Genomic DNA, 16,662 nt, shown 5'->3' on the forward strand with positions numbered 1-16,662 from the left:
AGGCTCATCCCTCATCCGCCTGCCGGCACCTTCTCCCCACGGGAGAAGGATTTCAGACCGGCGCGTTGCGGACTATCGCGTCGTTTCGGCTCGCCTCTAGCGTGCAGCATGGGTTCCTTCTCCCGCCGGGAGAAGGTGCCGGCAGGCGGATGAGGGACGGGCATCGCAATCTTCCCGCTACTCCCGCCAGAACGACGGCGTCAGCAGCACCAGCACGGTGAACACTTCCAGACGTCCGAGGATCATCGCGAACGAACAGATCCACACGGCGGTGTCGGACAGGTCGCCGAAATGCACCGCCACATCGCCCAGCCCCGGGCCGAGGTTGTTGATGCACGTGGCGGCCGCCGCGAACGCGGTGACGAGGTCCACGCCGGTGCCGGCGAGGGCCAGCATCACCGCGAGGAAACACAGCACGTACAGGGTGCAGAAGCCGCCGACCGACAGCACGATGCTCTCGGACACGCGCCTGCCACCCATCTTCACGAGAAACTGGCCTTTCGGGTGCACCAGCTGACGCACCTCGCGCAGCCCCTGGCGCAAGGCCATCACCACGCGTGCCACCTTCATGCCGCCGGAGGTGGACCCGCTCGATCCGCCGATGAAGGCCACCATGATCAGCAGCAGCGGCGCGAACGACGGCCATTCGGGAAAGCCGGTGTTGGTGAAGCCGGTGGTGGTCATGTTGGACACGGTCTGGAAGGCCGCGTGCCGGAACGAGGACGCGAGGCCATCGAAGGTGCCGCCCAGCCATACCGTGAGCGTCACCGCCAGCGTCACGCCGCCGAGGATGAAGGCGTAGGACTTCAGCTCGGTGTCGTGCTGGTATGGCGCCACCGTGGCGCGCCGCCACGCGACGAAGTGCAGGCCGAAGTTCACCCCGCCGATCATCATGAACACGATCGCGATCGTGTCGACCATCGCGCTGTCCCAGTGGCCGAAACTCGCGTCGTGGGTGGAGAAGCCGGCCGTGGCGACGGTCGACATCGCATGCGAGACGGCGTCGAACGGCGTCATGCCCGCGCCCCAGTACGCGAGCGCGCACGCAAGGTTGAGCCCGAGGTAGATCATCCACAGCGCCTTGGCCGTTTCGGCGATGCGCGGGGTGAGCTTGCTGTCCTTGGTCGGCCCGCTGCTCTCGGCGCGGAACAGCTGCGTGCCGCCGACCTTGAGCATCGGCATGATGGCCACGGCCAGCACCACGATGCCCATGCCGCCGTAGAAATTGAGCGATTGCCGGTAGAACAGCACGCTGCGCGGCAGCGCATCGAGCCCGACGATGGTGGTGGCGCCGGTGGTGGTGAGCCCGGACACGGCCTCGAACACCGCGTCGACGTAGGAGAGGTAGGGCGGCGCCAGCGTGAACGGCAGTGCCGCCACCAGCGAGGCCAGCACCCATGCGCCGGTGGTGATGAAGAATCCGTCGCGCAGGCGCAGCTCGTAATGCACGCGGCGCACCGGCCACCACAGCACGAAGCCGATCGCGGCGGCGGCGAGGAAGCTGTCGAGGAAGGCCTGCGCGGTGTGTTCGTCGAACGCGAGCGCCAGCGCCAGCGCAGGCAGCGAGAACAGCGACGACAGCCCGACGAGCGCGCCCAGGATGCGCTGGATCGCCTTGAACCGCATGCTCATGCCGCGCGCCCCGCCGTGCGGCGCCGCGGCGCGGTGCTCAGATCCACGTTGCGTCCGCCCGGAACAAGGCTTCCACCTGCGGCAGCTGGCGCTTGTCCATCAGGAACACGATCACGTGGTCGTTCGGTTCCACGATCACGTCGTGGTGTGCGATCAGCAGCTTCTCGCCGCGCACGAGGCCGCCGATGGTCGCGGCCGGCGGCAGCTCCAGTTCCTCGATACCGCGCCCGATCACCTTCGAGGTGCGGCGGTCGCCCACCGCCACCGCCTCGATCGCCTCGGCCATGCCGCGCCGCAGGCTGTGCACGCGCACCATCGTGCCCTGGCGGATGTAGGTCAGCAGCGCACCGAGCGTGACCTGCTGCGGGCTCACCGCGATGTCGATGCTGCCGCCTTCGACCAGCTCCGCGTACGCCGGCCGGTTGATCAGAGAAATCACGCGCGGACAGCCCATACGCTTGGCCAGCATCGCGGAAAGGATGTTGGCCTCGTCGTCGTTGGTGAGCGCGCAGTAGACGTCCGTCTGGTCGATGTTCTCCTCGCGCAGCAGGTCCTCGTCGGCGCAGTCGCCGACCAGCACGATGGAGTTGGTCAGGTCCTCGGCGATGCTCTTGGCGCGTTCGCGCGAGCGTTCGAGGATCTTCACGCTGAACTGCGCTTCGAGCGTCTTGGCGAGCGAGCGGCCGATGTTGCCGCCGCCGGCGATGAAGATGCGCTTCACCGGCTTCTCCTGCCGCCGCAGCTCGGCCATCACGGTGCGGATGTTGCGACGGTCGGCGAGGAAGAAGACCTCGTCGTCGACCTCGATCACGGTGTTGCCCTGCGGCAGGATCGGCGCGCCGGCGCGGAAGATCGCGGCCACGCGTGCGTCGACGCCGACCGGCAGGTGCGCGCGCAGCTCCTTGATCTGGTGCCCGACCAGCGCGCCGCCGAGCACCGCGCGCACCGCCACCAGCTGGGCGCGGCCGTCGGCGAAATCGAGCACCTGCAGCGCGCCCGGGTATTCGATGAGGCGCTGCACGTGCTGGCACACGAGCGCCTCGGGGCTGATCGCCACGTCCACCGACGAGCGCCCGCGGTGAATCAGTTCCGGATGCTGCAGGTATTCCATCTCGCGCAGGCGCGCGATCTTGGTCGGCGTCTTGAACACCGTGTCGCAGACCTGGCACGCGATGAGATTAACCTCGTCGCTCGAGGTGACCGCGATGACGAGATCGGCATCCTCGGCCCCCGCATGCCCGAGCACGCTCGGCAGCGAGGCGTGCCCGACCACGGTGCGCAGGTCCAGCCGCTCGGCGAGATCGCGCAGCCGGCCGACGTCGACATCGACCACGGTGATGTCGCTGTTTTCCGACGCGAGCGCGGCGGCGACGGACGAACCGACCTGCCCCGCGCCGAGGATGAGGATCTTCACGGGCCCCGGCCGATCGACGTGCGCATCGCGCGAGCGGCAGTCCGATGCGACAAGAACGCAGCGGCAATCACGCTACGCATCCTTCGACGATTTCGCGTCGATGCCCAGGTCGCGCAGCTTGCGATACAGATGGGTGCGTTCCATGCCGCTCATTCTAGCGAGCTTGCCGACGCTGCCGCCGGCCTGCGCGAGCTGCCGCAGCAGATACGCACGCTCGAAGTTGTCGCGCGCCTCGCGCAGCGGGAGCGCGGTGTCGATCGGGAAGCCGCCGTCCACCGACGGCTCCGGCGCGCGCGCGGGCGCGGCGCCGCCGAGGGCCGGATCGAGTTCGTCGAGCGCCACCTCGCCGCTGCCGAGCACCGCCAGCCGCTGCGCCAGCGCGCGCACTTCGCGCACGTTCCCGGGCCAGTGGTGCGCGCCCAGGCGCTGCAGCACGGCCGCACCGAAACGGCGCGGCGGCAGGCGGTCGCGGGCGGCGTAGAACGCGGCGAAGTGTTGCACCAGCGCCGGGACGTCGCCGAGCCGCTCGCGCAGCGGCGGCACGCGGATCGGCAGCACGTTGAGCTGGAAATAGAGTTCGTCGCGCAGCGTTCCGGCGGCGCGCTGGGCCTCCAGGTCGTGCGCGCTGGCGGCGACCACCCGCACGTCCAGCGGCAGCGGCGTGCGGCCACCGAGGCGCAGCAGCTGCCGCCGCTCGAGCACGCTGGACAGGCGCAGCTGCAGTTCCGCGCCGAGTTCGGCCACCTCGTCCAGATACACGGTGCCGCCTTGCGCCTGTTCGAGCAGACCGGCCGAGATGCCGCCGTCGCCCTCGCTGCCGAACAGGGTGACGGCGGCCTGCTCGTTCGGGATGGCGCCGGCGGCGACGGTGACGAAGGCGCGGTCGCGCCGTGCGCTGCGTCCGTGCATCCACCGTGCCAGGGCTTCCTTGCCGGTGCCCGGTTCGCCGCGCAGCAGGATGGGCGCATCGTGGTCCGCCACGCGTTCGAGCTGGACCAGCAGCTGCCGCAGGGCGGGCGACTGCCCGGTGGGTTCGAACTGCGGCTGCACCTGCCGGCGCAGCTCCAGATTCGCGGTACGCAGCGTCTGCGCCTCGAGCGCGCGTTCGAGCGTGATCAGCAACTTGGCCAGCGCCAGCGGCTTCTCGATGAAATCGTAGGCGCCCAGGCGCGTGGCCTCGACGGCGGTCTCCACCGTGCCGTGCCCGGACATCATCACCACCGGTTGCGGCAGCGGCCCGGCCGCCACCCACTCGCGCAGCAGCGCGATGCCGTCGGTGCCGGGCATCCAGATGTCGAGCAGCACCGCGTCGAATGGCACGCCGGCGCCGGCCAGCGCGGCGCGCGCCTCGGCCGCGTCCGCCGCCAGCGCGACCGCGTAGCCCTCGTCCTCGAGGATGTCGCGCACGCCGCTGCGGATATCGGGTTCGTCGTCGACGACGAGGATGCGGGCGGCAGGACGGGCGGTTGCGGACATCGGACATCGGGCCTGAACGGGCGTCTAGTCTGCGTTCGTTGCGCGGGACCGACAAGGGCGGCGATTCGTCGCACGCGGTGTAGACTGCGCCCCATCGAGCGTTCAGACGGGGGCTGATAGCGTTCGGCCGTTTTTTACGTCCGGATTCCCCATGCCCGCCGTGCCCGCGTCCGTCAGCCTGGTCGTCACCACCTACAACTGGCCCGAGGCGCTCGCCTTCGTGCTCGACAGCGCGCGTCGGCAAAGCCGCCTGCCGGACGAGGTGCTGGTGGCCGACGACGGCTCCGGCGAGCCCACGCGCGCGGCGCTGCAGGCCGCGGCAGTCGACTTTCCGGTGCCATTGCGGCACGTGTGGCAGCCCGACGACGGTTTCCGTGCCGCGCGGTCGCGCAATCGCGCCATCGCCGCGGCGCGGAGCGACTACGTCGTGATCCTCGACGGCGACATGGTCATGCACCGGCATTTCATCGCGGACCATCTGGCTGCGGCCAAACCCGGTACGTTCGTGCAGGGCTCGCGCCTGTTCGCCGGGCCGGACGCGTCGGCACGCATGCGCCGCGAACGCATCTTCGAGCCCGGCCTGCTGTTTCCCGATCTCAAACGGCGCCGCCACACCCTGCGCGTCCCGCTTCTTGCCAGGCTGCAGCTTGCGATCAGCCAGAAAACGAGCCCGGCCTGCATCAAGAGCTGCAACCAGGGTTACTGGCGCGCCGATCTGCTGCGCGTCAACGGCTTCGACGAGCGCATGCAGGGCTGGGGACGCGAGGACGACGAGATCGCCGCACGCCTGTTCCATTGCGGCATCCCGCGCCGCCTGCTGCGTTACGGCGGCCTCGCCACGCACCTGCACCACACCGTGCGGCACGACGACGGTGCCAGCCCGAACGATGTCTATCTCGCCGACACCCGGGCGCGCCGCCTGACGCGTTGCGAGTCCGGCATCGACGGGCACCTGGCGGAGTTCGAACGCGCGCCGCCGGCCGACCTGCGCGACCGTGCCGCGCTCGAGGTTCCGCTGTCCTACAGCGGCATCGAACCGCTGCACGCCCGCGCCGCCGCCCTGTAGCCGTACGGTCGCCATCGTTCCGCCGCGCGGCGCTTGCCGGACGCCGCGCTCCGACCGCAAGCTCCGATCCCATGGCCACACCCGCGCCGCTGAGCGCCTGCATCGTCGCATTCAACGAAGCCGATCGCATCGCCGCGTGCCTGGCGTCGCTGGCGTTCTGCGACGAAATCGTCGTGGTCGATTCGCACTCGACCGACGCCACCCGCGAGATCGCCGCCGCGCACGGCGCACGCGTGATCGTGCGCGACTGGCCGGGCTACCGCGCGCAGAAGCAGTTCGCGCTCGAAGCCTGCGCGCACGACTGGGTGCTGAGCCTGGACGCCGACGAGGTCGTGAGCGACGCGTTGCGGCGGGAGGTCGAAGCGGTCCGCGCGCGCGGTTTCGATGCCGGCACCGCGGGCTATTCGATGCCGCGCTGCACCGAATATTTCGGCCGCATGATCCGGCACGGAAGCTGGTACCCGGACCGCAAGCTGCGCCTCGTGGACCGTCGCCGCGCGCGCTGGGGCGGCCGCGAAATCCACGAGAAGATGGTCGCCGACGGCCCGGTGACGGCGCTGTCAGGCGACATCGAGCACCATTCGTACCGCGATCTCGCCGACCAGATCGCGCGGCTGGAACGATACGCCGAACTGATGGCGCGCGCGCTGCACGCGGAGGGCCGCCGCGCACGCTGGTGGCACCTGGCGTTGAGCCCGCTGTGGCGCGGCTTCCGCGATCTGGTGCTCAAGCGCGGACTGCTCGAAGGCTGGCGCGGATTCGCGATCGCCTGCATCGAGATGAACTACGTGCGGCAGAAATTCCTCAAGCTGTGGCTGCTCGAGCGCGGTCTGCCGATCAGCGCGCGGGATCGCCTGCCGCCGGGCGGCACGACACCGTGACCGCCTCCATCCCGAACACCCACCAGGTGCGGCGATTGGCCTGACCCACGCGCACGGCGCGCGCGGGATCGACGCAGTCGCCCATCGCGGTTTCCTGGATCAGCACGCGACGCGACGACGGCGCCTCCGCGAGCCACGCGATGGCGGCACGCTTCTGCTCGCGGAACGGGCGCTTGAAGCCGAACGTCGTCGCCGGCCGATCGGCCTGCAGCAGGTTCTGCTCGCGCCAGGCAACCAGACCCAGCTCGGCGTCGGGGCCGATCAGGCGTCCCACGTCCTGCATCAGTTCGCGTGCCGAACTGCTCGCGTCGAGCATCGGCTGGGCCCACAGGCCCACCACGCACCAGGCCAGCGTCAGCGAACACAGCAAGGCCGCGATCGCACGGCGCGGCCGGAACCACGCGGCGCACGCGAGCACGGCCGCACCCAGCGTGGCGAGCATCCACCACGGGGCGTAGAAGTCGGCGGCGAAGCCACGCTCGAGCGCGAGACGCGACTCGAAGCGCGGTTCGCCCAGCAATGCGGCCGTGCCCGCCGCCAACGGCACCAACCCGAACAGCACGACAAAGCCGAAGACGAGCCAGCGCAACGCACGCTTGCGCAGCAGCCCCGGCAGCAGCGGCCCGAGCGCCACGCAGAACATCGGCAGCGCCGGCAGGATGTACAGATCGCGCTTGCCGTCGGGAATCGAGAAAAACAGCAGCACCAGCAGCACCCACGCGAGCGGCAGCAGCGTGCGCGCATCGCGGCGGCGCAGGCGCCGCCACCACGCCGGCAGCGCCCACGGCAGCGCCAGCACCAGCGGCATCCACATCGTCAGGGCGACCTGGACGAAATACCACGCAGGCTGGTGGTGATCCCAGGATTTTGCGTAGCGCTCCGCGGTCTGGCGCAGCAGGATGTCGTCGGCGTAGGCGTGCAGCGCGGGATCGTCGCTGCGCCAGACGGCGAGCAGCATCGGCAGCAACCACAGCGCCGCCGCGGCGACGAACAGCAGCGGCGCGGCCACCCAGGCATGGCCGCGCGCGGCCGGCGCGAGCCCGCGCCAGCCGCGCCAGCGCGCGAACAGGTACGGCAGCCCCATCAACAGCGCGATCGCGCCGACGCCCTTGGTGATGGTGCCGAGCCCGGCCGCGAACCAGCCCAGATACAACCGCCGCGTGTCCGGTCCGAGCAGGAAATGCTGCAGCAGCCCCCAGTTGGCGAGCGTGATGAAGAACACCACCACCGGATCGATCTGCGCCTTCTTGAACTGCCACGCGAACTGCAGCGCGAACAGCAGCGCGTAGCCGCCGTACAGCCCGATGCTGTGGCCGCGCAGCCGGCGGCCGATGTCGTAGGTCAGCCACAGCGTGCCGAGCGCAGCCAGCAGCGACGGCAGCAGAAAGGCGATGCGCCACTCGCGCAGCACGCTGTAGGCGGCCGCCTGCAGCCACATGAACATCGGCGGCTTGTCCGAGTACAGCTCGTCGCCGCGATGCGGGAAGAGCCAGTCGCCGCTTTCCACCATCGTGCGCGCGACGAGCGCGAAACGCGGTTCGTCCGCCGGCCACGGATCGCGCAGCCCGATGCCGCTTCCGACCACCAGCAGCGCCAGGCCGAAGAAGATCCACAGGTCGCGGCGGGTGTGTCGAGTGATGAGCTGCATGGTGGCGACGCAGGTCAGGCCAGCGGCAAGCGTAGCGCGAAGCGGGCGCCGCCTTCGGGCCGGCTGGAGGCATCGAGCCGTCCGCCGTGTTCCTGCGCGATCTTCGCCACGATCGCCAAGCCGAGCCCGCTGCCGCGCGCCTTGGTGCTGCGGTACGGCTCGAACCAGCCGGCATCGAAGCCGTCGGGCAGGCCCGGACCGTCGTCGCTGACGGCCAGCTCGACGTAGCCGCGCCCGCCGTCGTCGATGCGGCGCGTGCTCAGCGCGATGGTGGCAAGGGTGCGGCTTGCGGCGGCTTCGATCGCGTTCTTGACCAGGTTGTGCAGCACCTGGCGGATCCGCCCCTGGTCGGCGGTGACGCGCGGCAGGCCCGGGTCGAACTGCCGCAGCAGGCGCAGCCGGCCGTCGTGTTCGTACAGGTCGAGCACCTCGCCCGCGATCGCGTTCAGATCGAGCGGCGCGAGCTGCAGCGTCGGCGGCCGCGCGTAGTCGCCAAAGCCGTTGACCATCGTCTTGAGGGCGTCGACCTGGGCCACGATGGTGTGCGTGGCGCGGTCGAGAATGTCGGCGTCCTCGGCATCGAGCTTGGGCAGCACGCGCCGTCGCAGGCGCTCGGCCGCAAGCTGGATCGGTGTCAGCGGATTCTTGATCTCGTGCGCGAGGCGCCGCGCGACCTCCGCCCACGCCGCATCGCGACGCGCGCGGTCGATGACCGTGGTGTCGTCGAACACCGCCACGGCGCCGGCATCGGGCAAACGCGCGCCGCGCAGCAGCAGCACGCGCCGCTCGCCGTCGATGTCGAGCGCGACCTCGTCGCGCCACTCGCGGCCGCCTTCGCGCAGGCGCTGCAGCAGCGGATCGACGAGCCCGCCGACATGCGGCTGCAGCCGACGCAACTGCGCGAGCGGAAAGCCCAGCGCGCGATCCGCATCGAGCCCGAGCAGCGTGCGTGCCGCGGCGTTGGCGCTGCGCAGCTGCAGTTCGCCGTCCACCACCACGACCCCGGACGACAGATGCGCCAGCACGGTTTCGAGGAAGGCGCGCTGCCGTTCGGTTTCCTCGGCGCTGCTGCGCGCGCGCGCACTGGCAAGATCCAGCTCGCGCGTCATGCGGTTGAACGACTGCACGAGAAAGCCGAGTTCGTCGTCCTGGCCCTCGGGCAACTGTGCGTCGTAGCGGCCTTCGGCGACGTGGCGGGTGGCCGCCGCCAGCCGCCCGATCGGCGACACCAGGCGCCGCGCGAGCCCGAACGCGACCAGCACCGCCGCCAGCAGCGACAGCAGCAGCACGAAGGTGAGGATCAGCGTGAACGCGAGCTTGAGCGATTCGCGCAGGAACAGCGCGCGCTCCTGCGCGTACACCGCGCTTTCCACGCGCAGCGCCTGCGCCGCGGCGTCGCCCGGCAGCGGGAACAGCGCCTGCAGCATCGCATCGTCGTCCAGACGCTGCAGCACGCGGATGCGCATGCCGCCAGCGGCGGTCTCGGCCGCGGCATAGACGCCGCGGTTGGCCAGCTCCAGGCGCACGTCGTCGTCCGGTGGCGCCGGTTCCAGCAGCGCGGGCTCGGCGGCGGCGAGCGCGCGCACACGCCCGTCCGCGCCGAACACGGTCAACTGCAGCGCAGCGCTGCGATCGAGCGCATCGTCGAGCTGCAGATCGGTGACCGACGGGTCGATCTCCTGCGCCAGGTCGGCGATGCGTTCGCTCGCCATCGCCACCCGGTCGTCGAGGTAGCGTTGCCCGAGCGCGAGTGCGTCGCGCAGCGCCTCGGCGCTGTTGGCGGGAAACCACGAATCCACCGTGACGTTGATGAAGCGCACGCCGAAGCCGTACACCAGCAGCAGCGGCGGCAGCGAGAGCAGCACCAGCAGCAACAGCAGGCGGCGCGTCAGCCGTGCGCCCGGGGTGCCGCTGCGCAGCTGGCGGCGCAAGCGCCACAGGCGCTGCATGATCGCCAGCGCCAGCAGCGCCAGCGCCAGCGCCGCTGCGACGAACACGTACGGGTAGTAGCCCGCGTAACGCGCGCCGAGGCCTTCGGCGTCCGCGGCCAGGTACATCGCGGCCAGCAGCAGCACGATCAGCGCCGCCGGCGCGATCACGCGCCGCACGAGGCGGACTACGCGCGCGGCGAGATGCTGGGCCATGCGACCGGCGGCGACACCATGCGCCATTGATCCGAGGACAGGAACGCGGGAAAGCGCAGCGGCGTCGGCAGCGACGTCAGGTCGAGCGCCACCGCGAGGGTGCCGCTGCAATCGGTTTTCGGCAGCGCGCGCAGCGGCAGGCGCACCCGATCGAGCGCGGCGAACAGCGCGCCCGAGCGCGCGAAGCGACGCACCGCCGGGTTCCCGTCCTGCTGCAGTTCGTAGTGCCGGTTCAGCGGTGTGTAGCGCATGCGCAACGTCGTCACCTGGTCGAGTCCGCAGCCGTCGATGCGGTACACCAGGCGCAACGCGATGCCGTTGTCGAGCGCCTTGCGCATGGTTTGCGAGAAGCGCAGCTCCTGCGTCACGTCGAGCGACGCGCCGGCCACCGTGCGCTGCACGCGCGACTCGACGATACGCGCACGCTCGGGCGTATCACGCAGGCACCCGGCCAGCAGCACCACCGCCAGCAGCAGCGGCAGCCGTGCCGCCCGTCGTACCCGCGCCGCGCTTCTCCAGCGCGGCGTAGAAGAATCCGTCGCCGCCGTCCTCGCCCGGCAGGCGCTGTCGCCCGCTCCCGCTGGCGCGCCCGTGATGGTCGGGCAGCGCGATGGCGGCGGCGCTGCGGGTGCGCGCGAGGAAGGCATCGATCTGGCGCTCGTTTTCGTCTTTGAGAACCGAACAGGTGGCATAGAGTAGGCGTCCGCCGGGGCGCAGCAAAGGCCACAGGCCGTCGAGCAGGCGTGCCTGCAGCGCCACCAGCGCGGGGATGTCGGCGGCGCGGCGGTGCCACTTGATGTCGGGTTGGCGCCGGATGATGCCGGTGCCCGAACACGGCGCGTCGAGCAGGATGCGGTCGAAGGCGCGCCCGCTCCACCAGCCGTCCGGCGCGCTCGCGTCGCCCGCCTGCACGGTGGCCTTCAGTCGCAGACGTGCGAGCGTCTCGCCCACGCGCTGCAGGCGCCGCGTGTCGCGGTCGAGCGCCACCAGTTCGATGTCCGGACGTGTCTCGAGCAGATGCGCGGTCTTGCCGCCCGGCGCGGCGCCGGCATCGAGCACGCGTTCGCCGGGCAGCACGCCGAGTGCGGGCGCGGCCAGTTGCGCGGCCAGATCCTGCACCGACACGTCGCCGGCGTCCCATCCCGGCAACCGCGTCGGCGCGAGGTGGGTATGCAGGCGCAACGCAGCAGGTGCGATCGCGGGTGCATCGGCGTCCAGGCCCTCGGCGCGCAGACGTTGGAGATAGGCCTCGCGCGTGCCGTGCCGAAGGTTCACGCGCAACCAGAGCGAGGCCGGCGCATTGTTGGCGGCGAGCGTTGCGTCGACCGCGTCGGGCCAGTCGCGTCGCAACGTGTCGATGAGCCACTGCGGATGCGCGTGGCGCGCGGCGGGGTCGGCATCGACTGCGGCGAAGAGCGCATCGCGTTCGCGCAGGAAGCGTCGCAGCACGCCGTTGACCACGCCGACCAGGCGCGGCTGGCCGAGCACGCGCGCGGCCTCGACCGTGCTCGACATCGCCGCATAGTCGGCAAGCTGCATCGCATCGAGCTGGGCGAGCCCCGCGAGCAGCAGGCCGTGCACGTCGCGCGCGGACGTTGCGAGCGGGCGTTCGAGCAGGCGAGCCAGCACGGCCTCGTAACGAGGCAACCAGCGCGCGGCCTCGAAGCAGATCGCTTCGCACAGCGCGCGGTCGCGCGGATCGCGCAGCCCGGCCAGCGCCTTGGGCAAGGCGGCCTTGAGCGACACGCCGTCGAAGCGCACCGCGCGGATCGCCTTCGCCGCAGCGGCGCGGACGCCGGCACCGTGCGGCTCGACGCTCACGCGCGCAGGCCCGGGCGTGCGTTGAGATAGTCGGCAGCGGCGAGCGGACGACCGCCGTCACGCTGCAGCGACTGCAGGCGCAACACGCCGCTGCCGCAGGCCACGTCGATGCCGTCGACACCGGCGCCGAGCACGCTGCCCGGAACAGCGTCGTGCTCGCGCTCGAGCGCGGTGGCGCGATGGATGCGCACCCGCTCGCCGGCGATGTCGGCTTCGGCCACCGGCCACGGCGAAAACGCGCGCACGCGGCGCGCGAGCGCATCGGCCGACAGCGTCCAGTCCAGCCGCGCTTCGGCCTTGTCGAGCTTGTGTGCGTAGACAACGCCCTCGGATGCCTGCGGCATCGCGATCGGCAACAGCCCGGCGCCGAGCAGGCCGAGGCCATCGCGCACCAGGTTCGCACCGAGCGTCGCGAGGCGGTCGTGCAGCGCGCCGCTCGTCTCCGCGTCGCGGATCGGCGTGACGCTGCGCAGCAGCACCGGCCCGGTGTCCAGGCCTTTTCGCATCTGCATCAGGCACACGCCGGTGGCCGGATCGCCGGCTTCGATCGCACGCTGGATCGGCGCCGCACCGCGCCAGCGCGGCAACAGGGATGCATGCACGTTCCACGCGCCGAACTTCGGAATGTCGAGCACCGCCTGCGGCAGCAGCAGGCCGTAGGCGACGACGATCATCAGATCCGGCGCGAGTGCCTGCAGCGCTGCCTGCGCATCGGTGTCGCGCAGGGTTTCGGGCTGGCGCACATCGATACCGTGCGCCAGCGCGAGCTGCTTGACCGGCGACGGCGCGAGCTGGCGGCCGCGGCCGGCTGGACGATCGGGCTGGGTGTAGACGGCGACGACATCGTGCCCCGACGCCAGCGCGGCCCGCAGTGTCGGCACGGCGAATTCGGGGGTGCCGGCGAAGACGAGCCGCAGGGTCATGAAGGTGCTCCGGACAGGGATGTGGCGGGGCGCGGCGCGTGCGGCCGCGGACCCTCGCTAGGCGGCGTCGGCGCGGCGCTGCTTCTCGAGCTTGCGCTTGACCATGTCGCGCTTGAGCGGCGACAGGTAATCGACGAACAGCTTGCCGTCGAGGTGATCCATCTCGTGCTGCACGCACACCGCGAGCAGGCCGTCGCATTCGAGCTCGAAGGCCCGGCCGTATTCGTCCAGGCCCTGCACGGTGATCGTGTCGGCACGCGTCACGTCGGCGTAGATGCCCGGCACCGACAGGCAGCCTTCCTGGTACACCTGCGCGCCGGTCTTCGCGACGATCTGCGGATTGATGAAGACGCGGCGTTCGTTTTTGTCCTCCGACACGTCGATCACCATGTAGCGGCGGTGATCGTCGACCTGGCTCGCGGCCAGACCAATGCCCGGCGCCTCGTACATGGTCTCGAACATCGCGTCGAGATGGGCGCGGAAGGCGTCGTCGATCTCGTCCGGACGGACGGCACGCGCCACGGTCCGCAGGCGCGGATCGGGAAATTCGAGGATGGTGAGTTTGGCCATGGTCGTCACATGCGGCCATCGCGGCCGCGCTACAAGCCGCCACGAATGTGGCGCAGGTGATGGATTCTACACGGGAATCCGGCGCCGGCACCGACGTCCGGCGGGGTCGTGGGCAATACGTTTCGCTTCCGACACATTTGGGCTATATTGATCGGGAAACTGATTGGGGAATCAGATAGATGGACGCCATGTTTAAAAAACTGCTTGCGGTTTCCGGGGCGACGCTGCTGACCCTCGCCAGCTACGTTGCGGCTGTCGAGCTGCGCGACGACCATCCGGACACGTACACCGTCCAGCGTGGCGACACGCTGTGGGACATTTCCGCGCGTTTCCTCAACGAACCGTGGCTGTGGCCGGAGATCTGGCAGGCCAACCCGCAGGTCGAGAACCCGCACCTGATCTACCCGGGCGACGTGCTGAGCCTGGCCTATCTCGGCGGCCGTTCGACGCTGGTCAAGAAGCAGCCGCAGATCCGTCGCGACGAAACGCCGATCAATGCAGTACCGCTCGGCGACGTGGAAGCCTTCCTCAAGAAGGCGCATGTCTTCGACGGCGACGAATACAAGGACCTGCCGTACGTGGTGGGCCTGGAAGAGAGCCGCCTGCGCGTGGCGGAAGGCCAGGTCGCCTACGTGCGCGGCGGCGATTTCGCGCCCGGTCAGCGCGTGGCCGTGCTGCGGCCCACCATCCGCTATGCCATCCATCCGCACCCGGCCACCAACGAGCCGCGCATCCGCCGCGACGACTGGACCATGGCCGGCGGGCTCGACCCGCACACCTCGGGCATCGAGTGGGCGTATTACGCCGCCTCCGACAACGGCTTCGAGGTGCTGGGCTGGGAAGCGCTGGAAATCGCGGACGGCACCATCACGCGCGACGGCGATCCGGCCACGCTGCTGCTGGCCCCGGGCGGACGCGAAGTGAAGAAGGGCGACCTGCTGATCCCCTACGATCCGCAGCCCTACGATCTCACGTTCTATCCGCACGCGCCCGACCGCATCCCGGCCAACCTGCGCCTGCTCGCGATCACCGATCGCTTCCAGTACGGCGGCCCGCGCGACGTGATCGCCATTTCCGGCGGCGCGCGCGACGGCTTCGAGAACGGCCACGTGCTGTCGATCTGGCGTCCGGGCGAGCTGGTGCGCGACGAGGTGGCCCATCCGCAACCGCTCGCCGCGGGGCTCAGGAAGAACAAGGTGCAGCTGCCGGACGAGTTCGTCGGGCACGTGATGATCTTCCGCACCTTCGACAAGGTCAGCTACGGCCTGGTCATGGACGGCATCCGTCCGGCCCGGCTCGACGATGTGCTGAAGCTGCCCGACCGTCTCTGAGGCCACCGGGCACCGCCGGGGCGGACTCCGCCGCGGCGGGCCCGCCTCCGCCGCATGCCGCTGCCGCACCCCGAACAGACCTGCCGCGCCTGGATGTGCCTGCTGCGCGCGCCGGGCATCGGCGGCGTGCGGCTGCGCGATCTGCTGGAGCGCTTCGGCAGCATCGACGGCGCGCTGGACGCCGGCCCCATCGCGTGGCGCGGCGCCGGCGTTCCGGCCGCGGCGATCGACTGGCTGCGCACACCGGACGCGGCGCGGATCGACGCGGACCTGGCCTGGCTGGCGCAGCCGCGCCACCACCTCGTCACCTGGGACAGCGCCGACTACCCCGAACTGCTGCGGCGCAGCCCGCAATCGCCGGCCGCGCTGTTCGTGGCGGGCGACCCGAACCTGCTGTGGCACGCCCAGATCGCGATCGTCGGCAGCCGCAACCCGAGCGATGGCGGCCGCGCCAATGCACGCGACTTTTCGCGCACCCTGTCGCGTTCGGGCCTGCTGGTCACCAGCGGCCTGGCCGACGGCATCGATGCCGCGGCGCATCGCGCCGCACTCGACGTCGGCCGCCCGACGCTGGCGGTGATCGCCACCGGCGCAGATCTGGTGTACCCGATCGTCAATCGCGAACTGTCGGCCAACATCGCCGAACATGGCGCCATCGTCACCGAATTTCCGCCCGGCACCGAGGCCCGACGCGAACATTTCCCGCGCCGCAACCGCATCATCGCCGGGCTCAGCCTCGGCACCCTGGTGGTGGAAGCGGCACTGCGCAGCGGCGCGCTGATCACCGCGCGGCTCGCGGCCGAAGCCGGGCGCGAGGTGTTCGCGCTGCCCGGATCGATCCACAACCCGCTCGCCAAGGGCTGCCACCGCCTCATCCGCGACGGCGCGGCGCTGGTGGAGAGTGCGCCCGAGATCGTCGAGGCGCTGGCGCCGCACGCCGGCCAGCTCGCCGACGCCCTGCGCACGCGCCTTGCCGATGCCGGCAGCTCCAGCACCGGCATGTACGATCCGCTGCGCTCGCAGCAGAACGTGGACCCGGATTACCGCGCCCTGCACGCGGCGCTCGGGCACGATCCGGTCGCGATCGACGTGCTCGCCGAGCGCACCGGGTTGACCGTCGAAGCCCTATCCTCCATGCTCCTGCTCATGGAACTGGATGGACGCGTGTCCGCCGCTCACGGCCGCTACGCGCTGCAGCGTTCCTGACGTCCCACACCGCGCCGCGTCGGCGGCCATGGCCGAGGATGGATGAAAGAGACCATACTGGACGTATTGCTGTACCTGTTCGAGAACTACTTCTACGACGACCCCGACGCCGTCCGCGATCGCGATTCGCTCCAGACCGGCCTGCTCCAGGCAGGTTTCAGTCCCGCTGAAGTCTCCAAGGCATTCGACTGGCTCGACGAACTGGCACGTCAGCGGCCGGCGGTCGGCCTGCTGCCGAACATCGCCGTCGGCCCGGTGCGGGTCTACGTGGATGTCGAAGAAGCGCGCCTGGACATCGAGTGCCGCGGCTTCCTGATGTTCCTGGAGCACAACGGCATTCTCGACCGGCTGCAGCGCGAGCTGGTGGTGGATCGCGTGATGGCGCTGGACCAGGAGGAAATCGACCTGGACGACCTCAAATGGGTGGTGCTGATGGTGCTGTTCAACCAGCCCGGCCAGGAAGCGGCGTTCGCGTGGATGGAAAGCCACATGTTCGAAGGCGACGGCGAACCGCTGCACTGACGGCGCCGTTCCGTCAGAATGCACGACG

At 70.5% G+C, this 16,662-nt stretch carries 14 protein-coding genes; 5 read left to right on the forward strand and 9 right to left on the reverse strand.

Annotated features, from left to right (window positions below):
• Window positions 1-177: 177 nt before the first annotated feature.
• From HNQ52_RS05005 to HNQ52_RS05015, 3 genes are all read right to left on the reverse strand, one after another.
• Window positions 178-1,632 (reverse strand): potassium transporter TrkG, encoded by a 1,455-nt coding sequence (locus tag HNQ52_RS05005; protein ID WP_221281950.1) that lies wholly within the window; start codon window positions 1,630-1,632, stop codon window positions 178-180.
• Between the two features lie 37 nt (window positions 1,633-1,669).
• Window positions 1,670-3,046 carry a Trk system potassium transporter TrkA gene (trkA, locus tag HNQ52_RS05010; RefSeq protein WP_183960031.1) on the reverse strand — a complete coding sequence of 459 codons (1,377 nt, stop codon included), beginning with the start codon at window positions 3,044-3,046 and terminating at the stop codon, window positions 1,670-1,672.
• Between the two features lie 72 nt (window positions 3,047-3,118).
• Window positions 3,119-4,522, reverse strand: a complete 1,404-nt coding sequence (locus HNQ52_RS05015) for a sigma-54-dependent transcriptional regulator (protein WP_183960032.1) — start codon at window positions 4,520-4,522, stop codon at window positions 3,119-3,121.
• 151 nt (window positions 4,523-4,673) lie between these two features.
• On the opposite strand from HNQ52_RS05015, the gene HNQ52_RS05020 reads away from it, so the two are divergent.
• A complete protein-coding gene (locus tag HNQ52_RS05020; RefSeq protein WP_183960033.1) occupies window positions 4,674-5,588 on the forward strand; it encodes a glycosyltransferase family 2 protein in 915 nt (304 codons plus the stop codon).
• Window positions 5,589-5,659: 71 nt separating this feature from the next.
• Complete coding sequence (locus tag HNQ52_RS05025; protein WP_183960034.1) at window positions 5,660-6,469, forward strand: glycosyltransferase family 2 protein; 810 nt, start codon at window positions 5,660-5,662, stop codon at window positions 6,467-6,469.
• Here the strand turns inward: HNQ52_RS05025 and HNQ52_RS05030 are convergent.
• The 6 genes from HNQ52_RS05030 to def form a co-directional block, all read right to left on the reverse strand.
• Window positions 6,426-8,117: an ArnT family glycosyltransferase gene (locus HNQ52_RS05030; protein WP_183960035.1), complete on the reverse strand. Its 1,692-nt coding sequence runs from the start codon at window positions 8,115-8,117 to the stop codon at window positions 6,426-6,428. The genes HNQ52_RS05025 and HNQ52_RS05030 overlap by 44 nt on opposite strands.
• A gap of 14 nt (window positions 8,118-8,131) precedes the next feature.
• On the reverse strand, window positions 8,132-10,261 hold the full coding sequence (locus HNQ52_RS05035; protein ID WP_183960036.1) for a sensor histidine kinase: 2,130 nt from the start codon (window positions 10,259-10,261) through the stop codon (window positions 8,132-8,134).
• Window positions 10,234-10,722, reverse strand: coding sequence for a DUF4390 domain-containing protein (locus HNQ52_RS05040; protein WP_183960037.1), 489 nt, complete (start codon window positions 10,720-10,722; stop codon window positions 10,234-10,236). Before HNQ52_RS05040 ends, HNQ52_RS05035 begins: the two co-directional genes overlap by 28 nt.
• On the reverse strand, window positions 10,697-12,082 hold the full coding sequence (rsmB, locus tag HNQ52_RS05045) for a 16S rRNA (cytosine(967)-C(5))-methyltransferase RsmB (RefSeq protein ID WP_183960038.1): 1,386 nt from the start codon (window positions 12,080-12,082) through the stop codon (window positions 10,697-10,699). Before rsmB ends, HNQ52_RS05040 begins: the two co-directional genes overlap by 26 nt.
• Window positions 12,079-12,999 (reverse strand): methionyl-tRNA formyltransferase, encoded by a 921-nt coding sequence (gene fmt / locus HNQ52_RS05050; protein WP_183960696.1) that lies wholly within the window; start codon window positions 12,997-12,999, stop codon window positions 12,079-12,081. The genes rsmB and fmt overlap by 4 nt, the downstream gene beginning before the upstream one ends.
• A 63-nt stretch (window positions 13,000-13,062) precedes the next feature.
• The gene (gene def, locus HNQ52_RS05055; RefSeq protein WP_183960039.1) at window positions 13,063-13,575 is read right to left on the reverse strand and encodes a peptide deformylase; all 513 of its coding nucleotides are present in this window, start codon (window positions 13,573-13,575) and stop codon (window positions 13,063-13,065) included.
• 188 nt (window positions 13,576-13,763) lie between these two features.
• Between def and HNQ52_RS05060 the strand changes: the two genes are divergently transcribed.
• From HNQ52_RS05060 to HNQ52_RS05070, 3 genes are read left to right on the forward strand one after another with little or no spacing between them, the layout of a single operon-like run.
• Window positions 13,764-14,906 carry a LysM peptidoglycan-binding domain-containing protein gene (locus HNQ52_RS05060; RefSeq protein WP_183960697.1) on the forward strand — a complete coding sequence of 381 codons (1,143 nt, stop codon included), beginning with the start codon at window positions 13,764-13,766 and terminating at the stop codon, window positions 14,904-14,906.
• A gap of 54 nt (window positions 14,907-14,960) precedes the next feature.
• Window positions 14,961-16,112 carry a DNA-processing protein DprA gene (gene dprA / locus HNQ52_RS05065; RefSeq protein WP_183960040.1) on the forward strand — a complete coding sequence of 384 codons (1,152 nt, stop codon included), beginning with the start codon at window positions 14,961-14,963 and terminating at the stop codon, window positions 16,110-16,112.
• A gap of 42 nt (window positions 16,113-16,154) precedes the next feature.
• The gene (locus HNQ52_RS05070) at window positions 16,155-16,634 is read left to right on the forward strand and encodes a DUF494 family protein (protein ID WP_183960041.1); all 480 of its coding nucleotides are present in this window, start codon (window positions 16,155-16,157) and stop codon (window positions 16,632-16,634) included.
• Window positions 16,635-16,662 lie beyond the last annotated feature (28 nt).

Origin of the sequence: Chiayiivirga flava, assembly GCF_014202825.1 — a bacterium.
GTDB classification, from domain to species: Bacteria; Pseudomonadota; Gammaproteobacteria; order Xanthomonadales; family Xanthomonadaceae; genus Chiayiivirga; species Chiayiivirga flava.

What these genes read in the sequence shown, in the direction of transcription:
- HNQ52_RS05005 (WP_221281950.1), bottom strand. Translation starts at nt 1,632, where the DNA reads ATGAGCATGCGGTTCAAGGCGATCCAGCGCATCCTGGGCGCGCTCGTC.
- HNQ52_RS05015 (WP_183960032.1), bottom strand. Translation starts at nt 4,522, where the DNA reads ATGTCCGCAACCGCCCGTCCTGCCGCCCGCATCCTCGTCGTCGACGAC.
- HNQ52_RS05020 (WP_183960033.1), top strand. Translation starts at nt 4,674, where the DNA reads ATGCCCGCCGTGCCCGCGTCCGTCAGCCTGGTCGTCACCACCTACAAC.
- HNQ52_RS05025 (WP_183960034.1), top strand. Translation starts at nt 5,660, where the DNA reads ATGGCCACACCCGCGCCGCTGAGCGCCTGCATCGTCGCATTCAACGAA.
- HNQ52_RS05030 (WP_183960035.1), bottom strand. Translation starts at nt 8,117, where the DNA reads ATGCAGCTCATCACTCGACACACCCGCCGCGACCTGTGGATCTTCTTC.
- HNQ52_RS05035 (WP_183960036.1), bottom strand. Translation starts at nt 10,261, where the DNA reads ATGGCCCAGCATCTCGCCGCGCGCGTAGTCCGCCTCGTGCGGCGCGTG.
- def (WP_183960039.1), bottom strand. Translation starts at nt 13,575, where the DNA reads ATGGCCAAACTCACCATCCTCGAATTTCCCGATCCGCGCCTGCGGACC.
- HNQ52_RS05060 (WP_183960697.1), top strand. Translation starts at nt 13,764, where the DNA reads ATGTTTAAAAAACTGCTTGCGGTTTCCGGGGCGACGCTGCTGACCCTC.
- dprA (WP_183960040.1), top strand. Translation starts at nt 14,961, where the DNA reads ATGCCGCTGCCGCACCCCGAACAGACCTGCCGCGCCTGGATGTGCCTG.
- HNQ52_RS05070 (WP_183960041.1), top strand. Translation starts at nt 16,155, where the DNA reads ATGAAAGAGACCATACTGGACGTATTGCTGTACCTGTTCGAGAACTAC.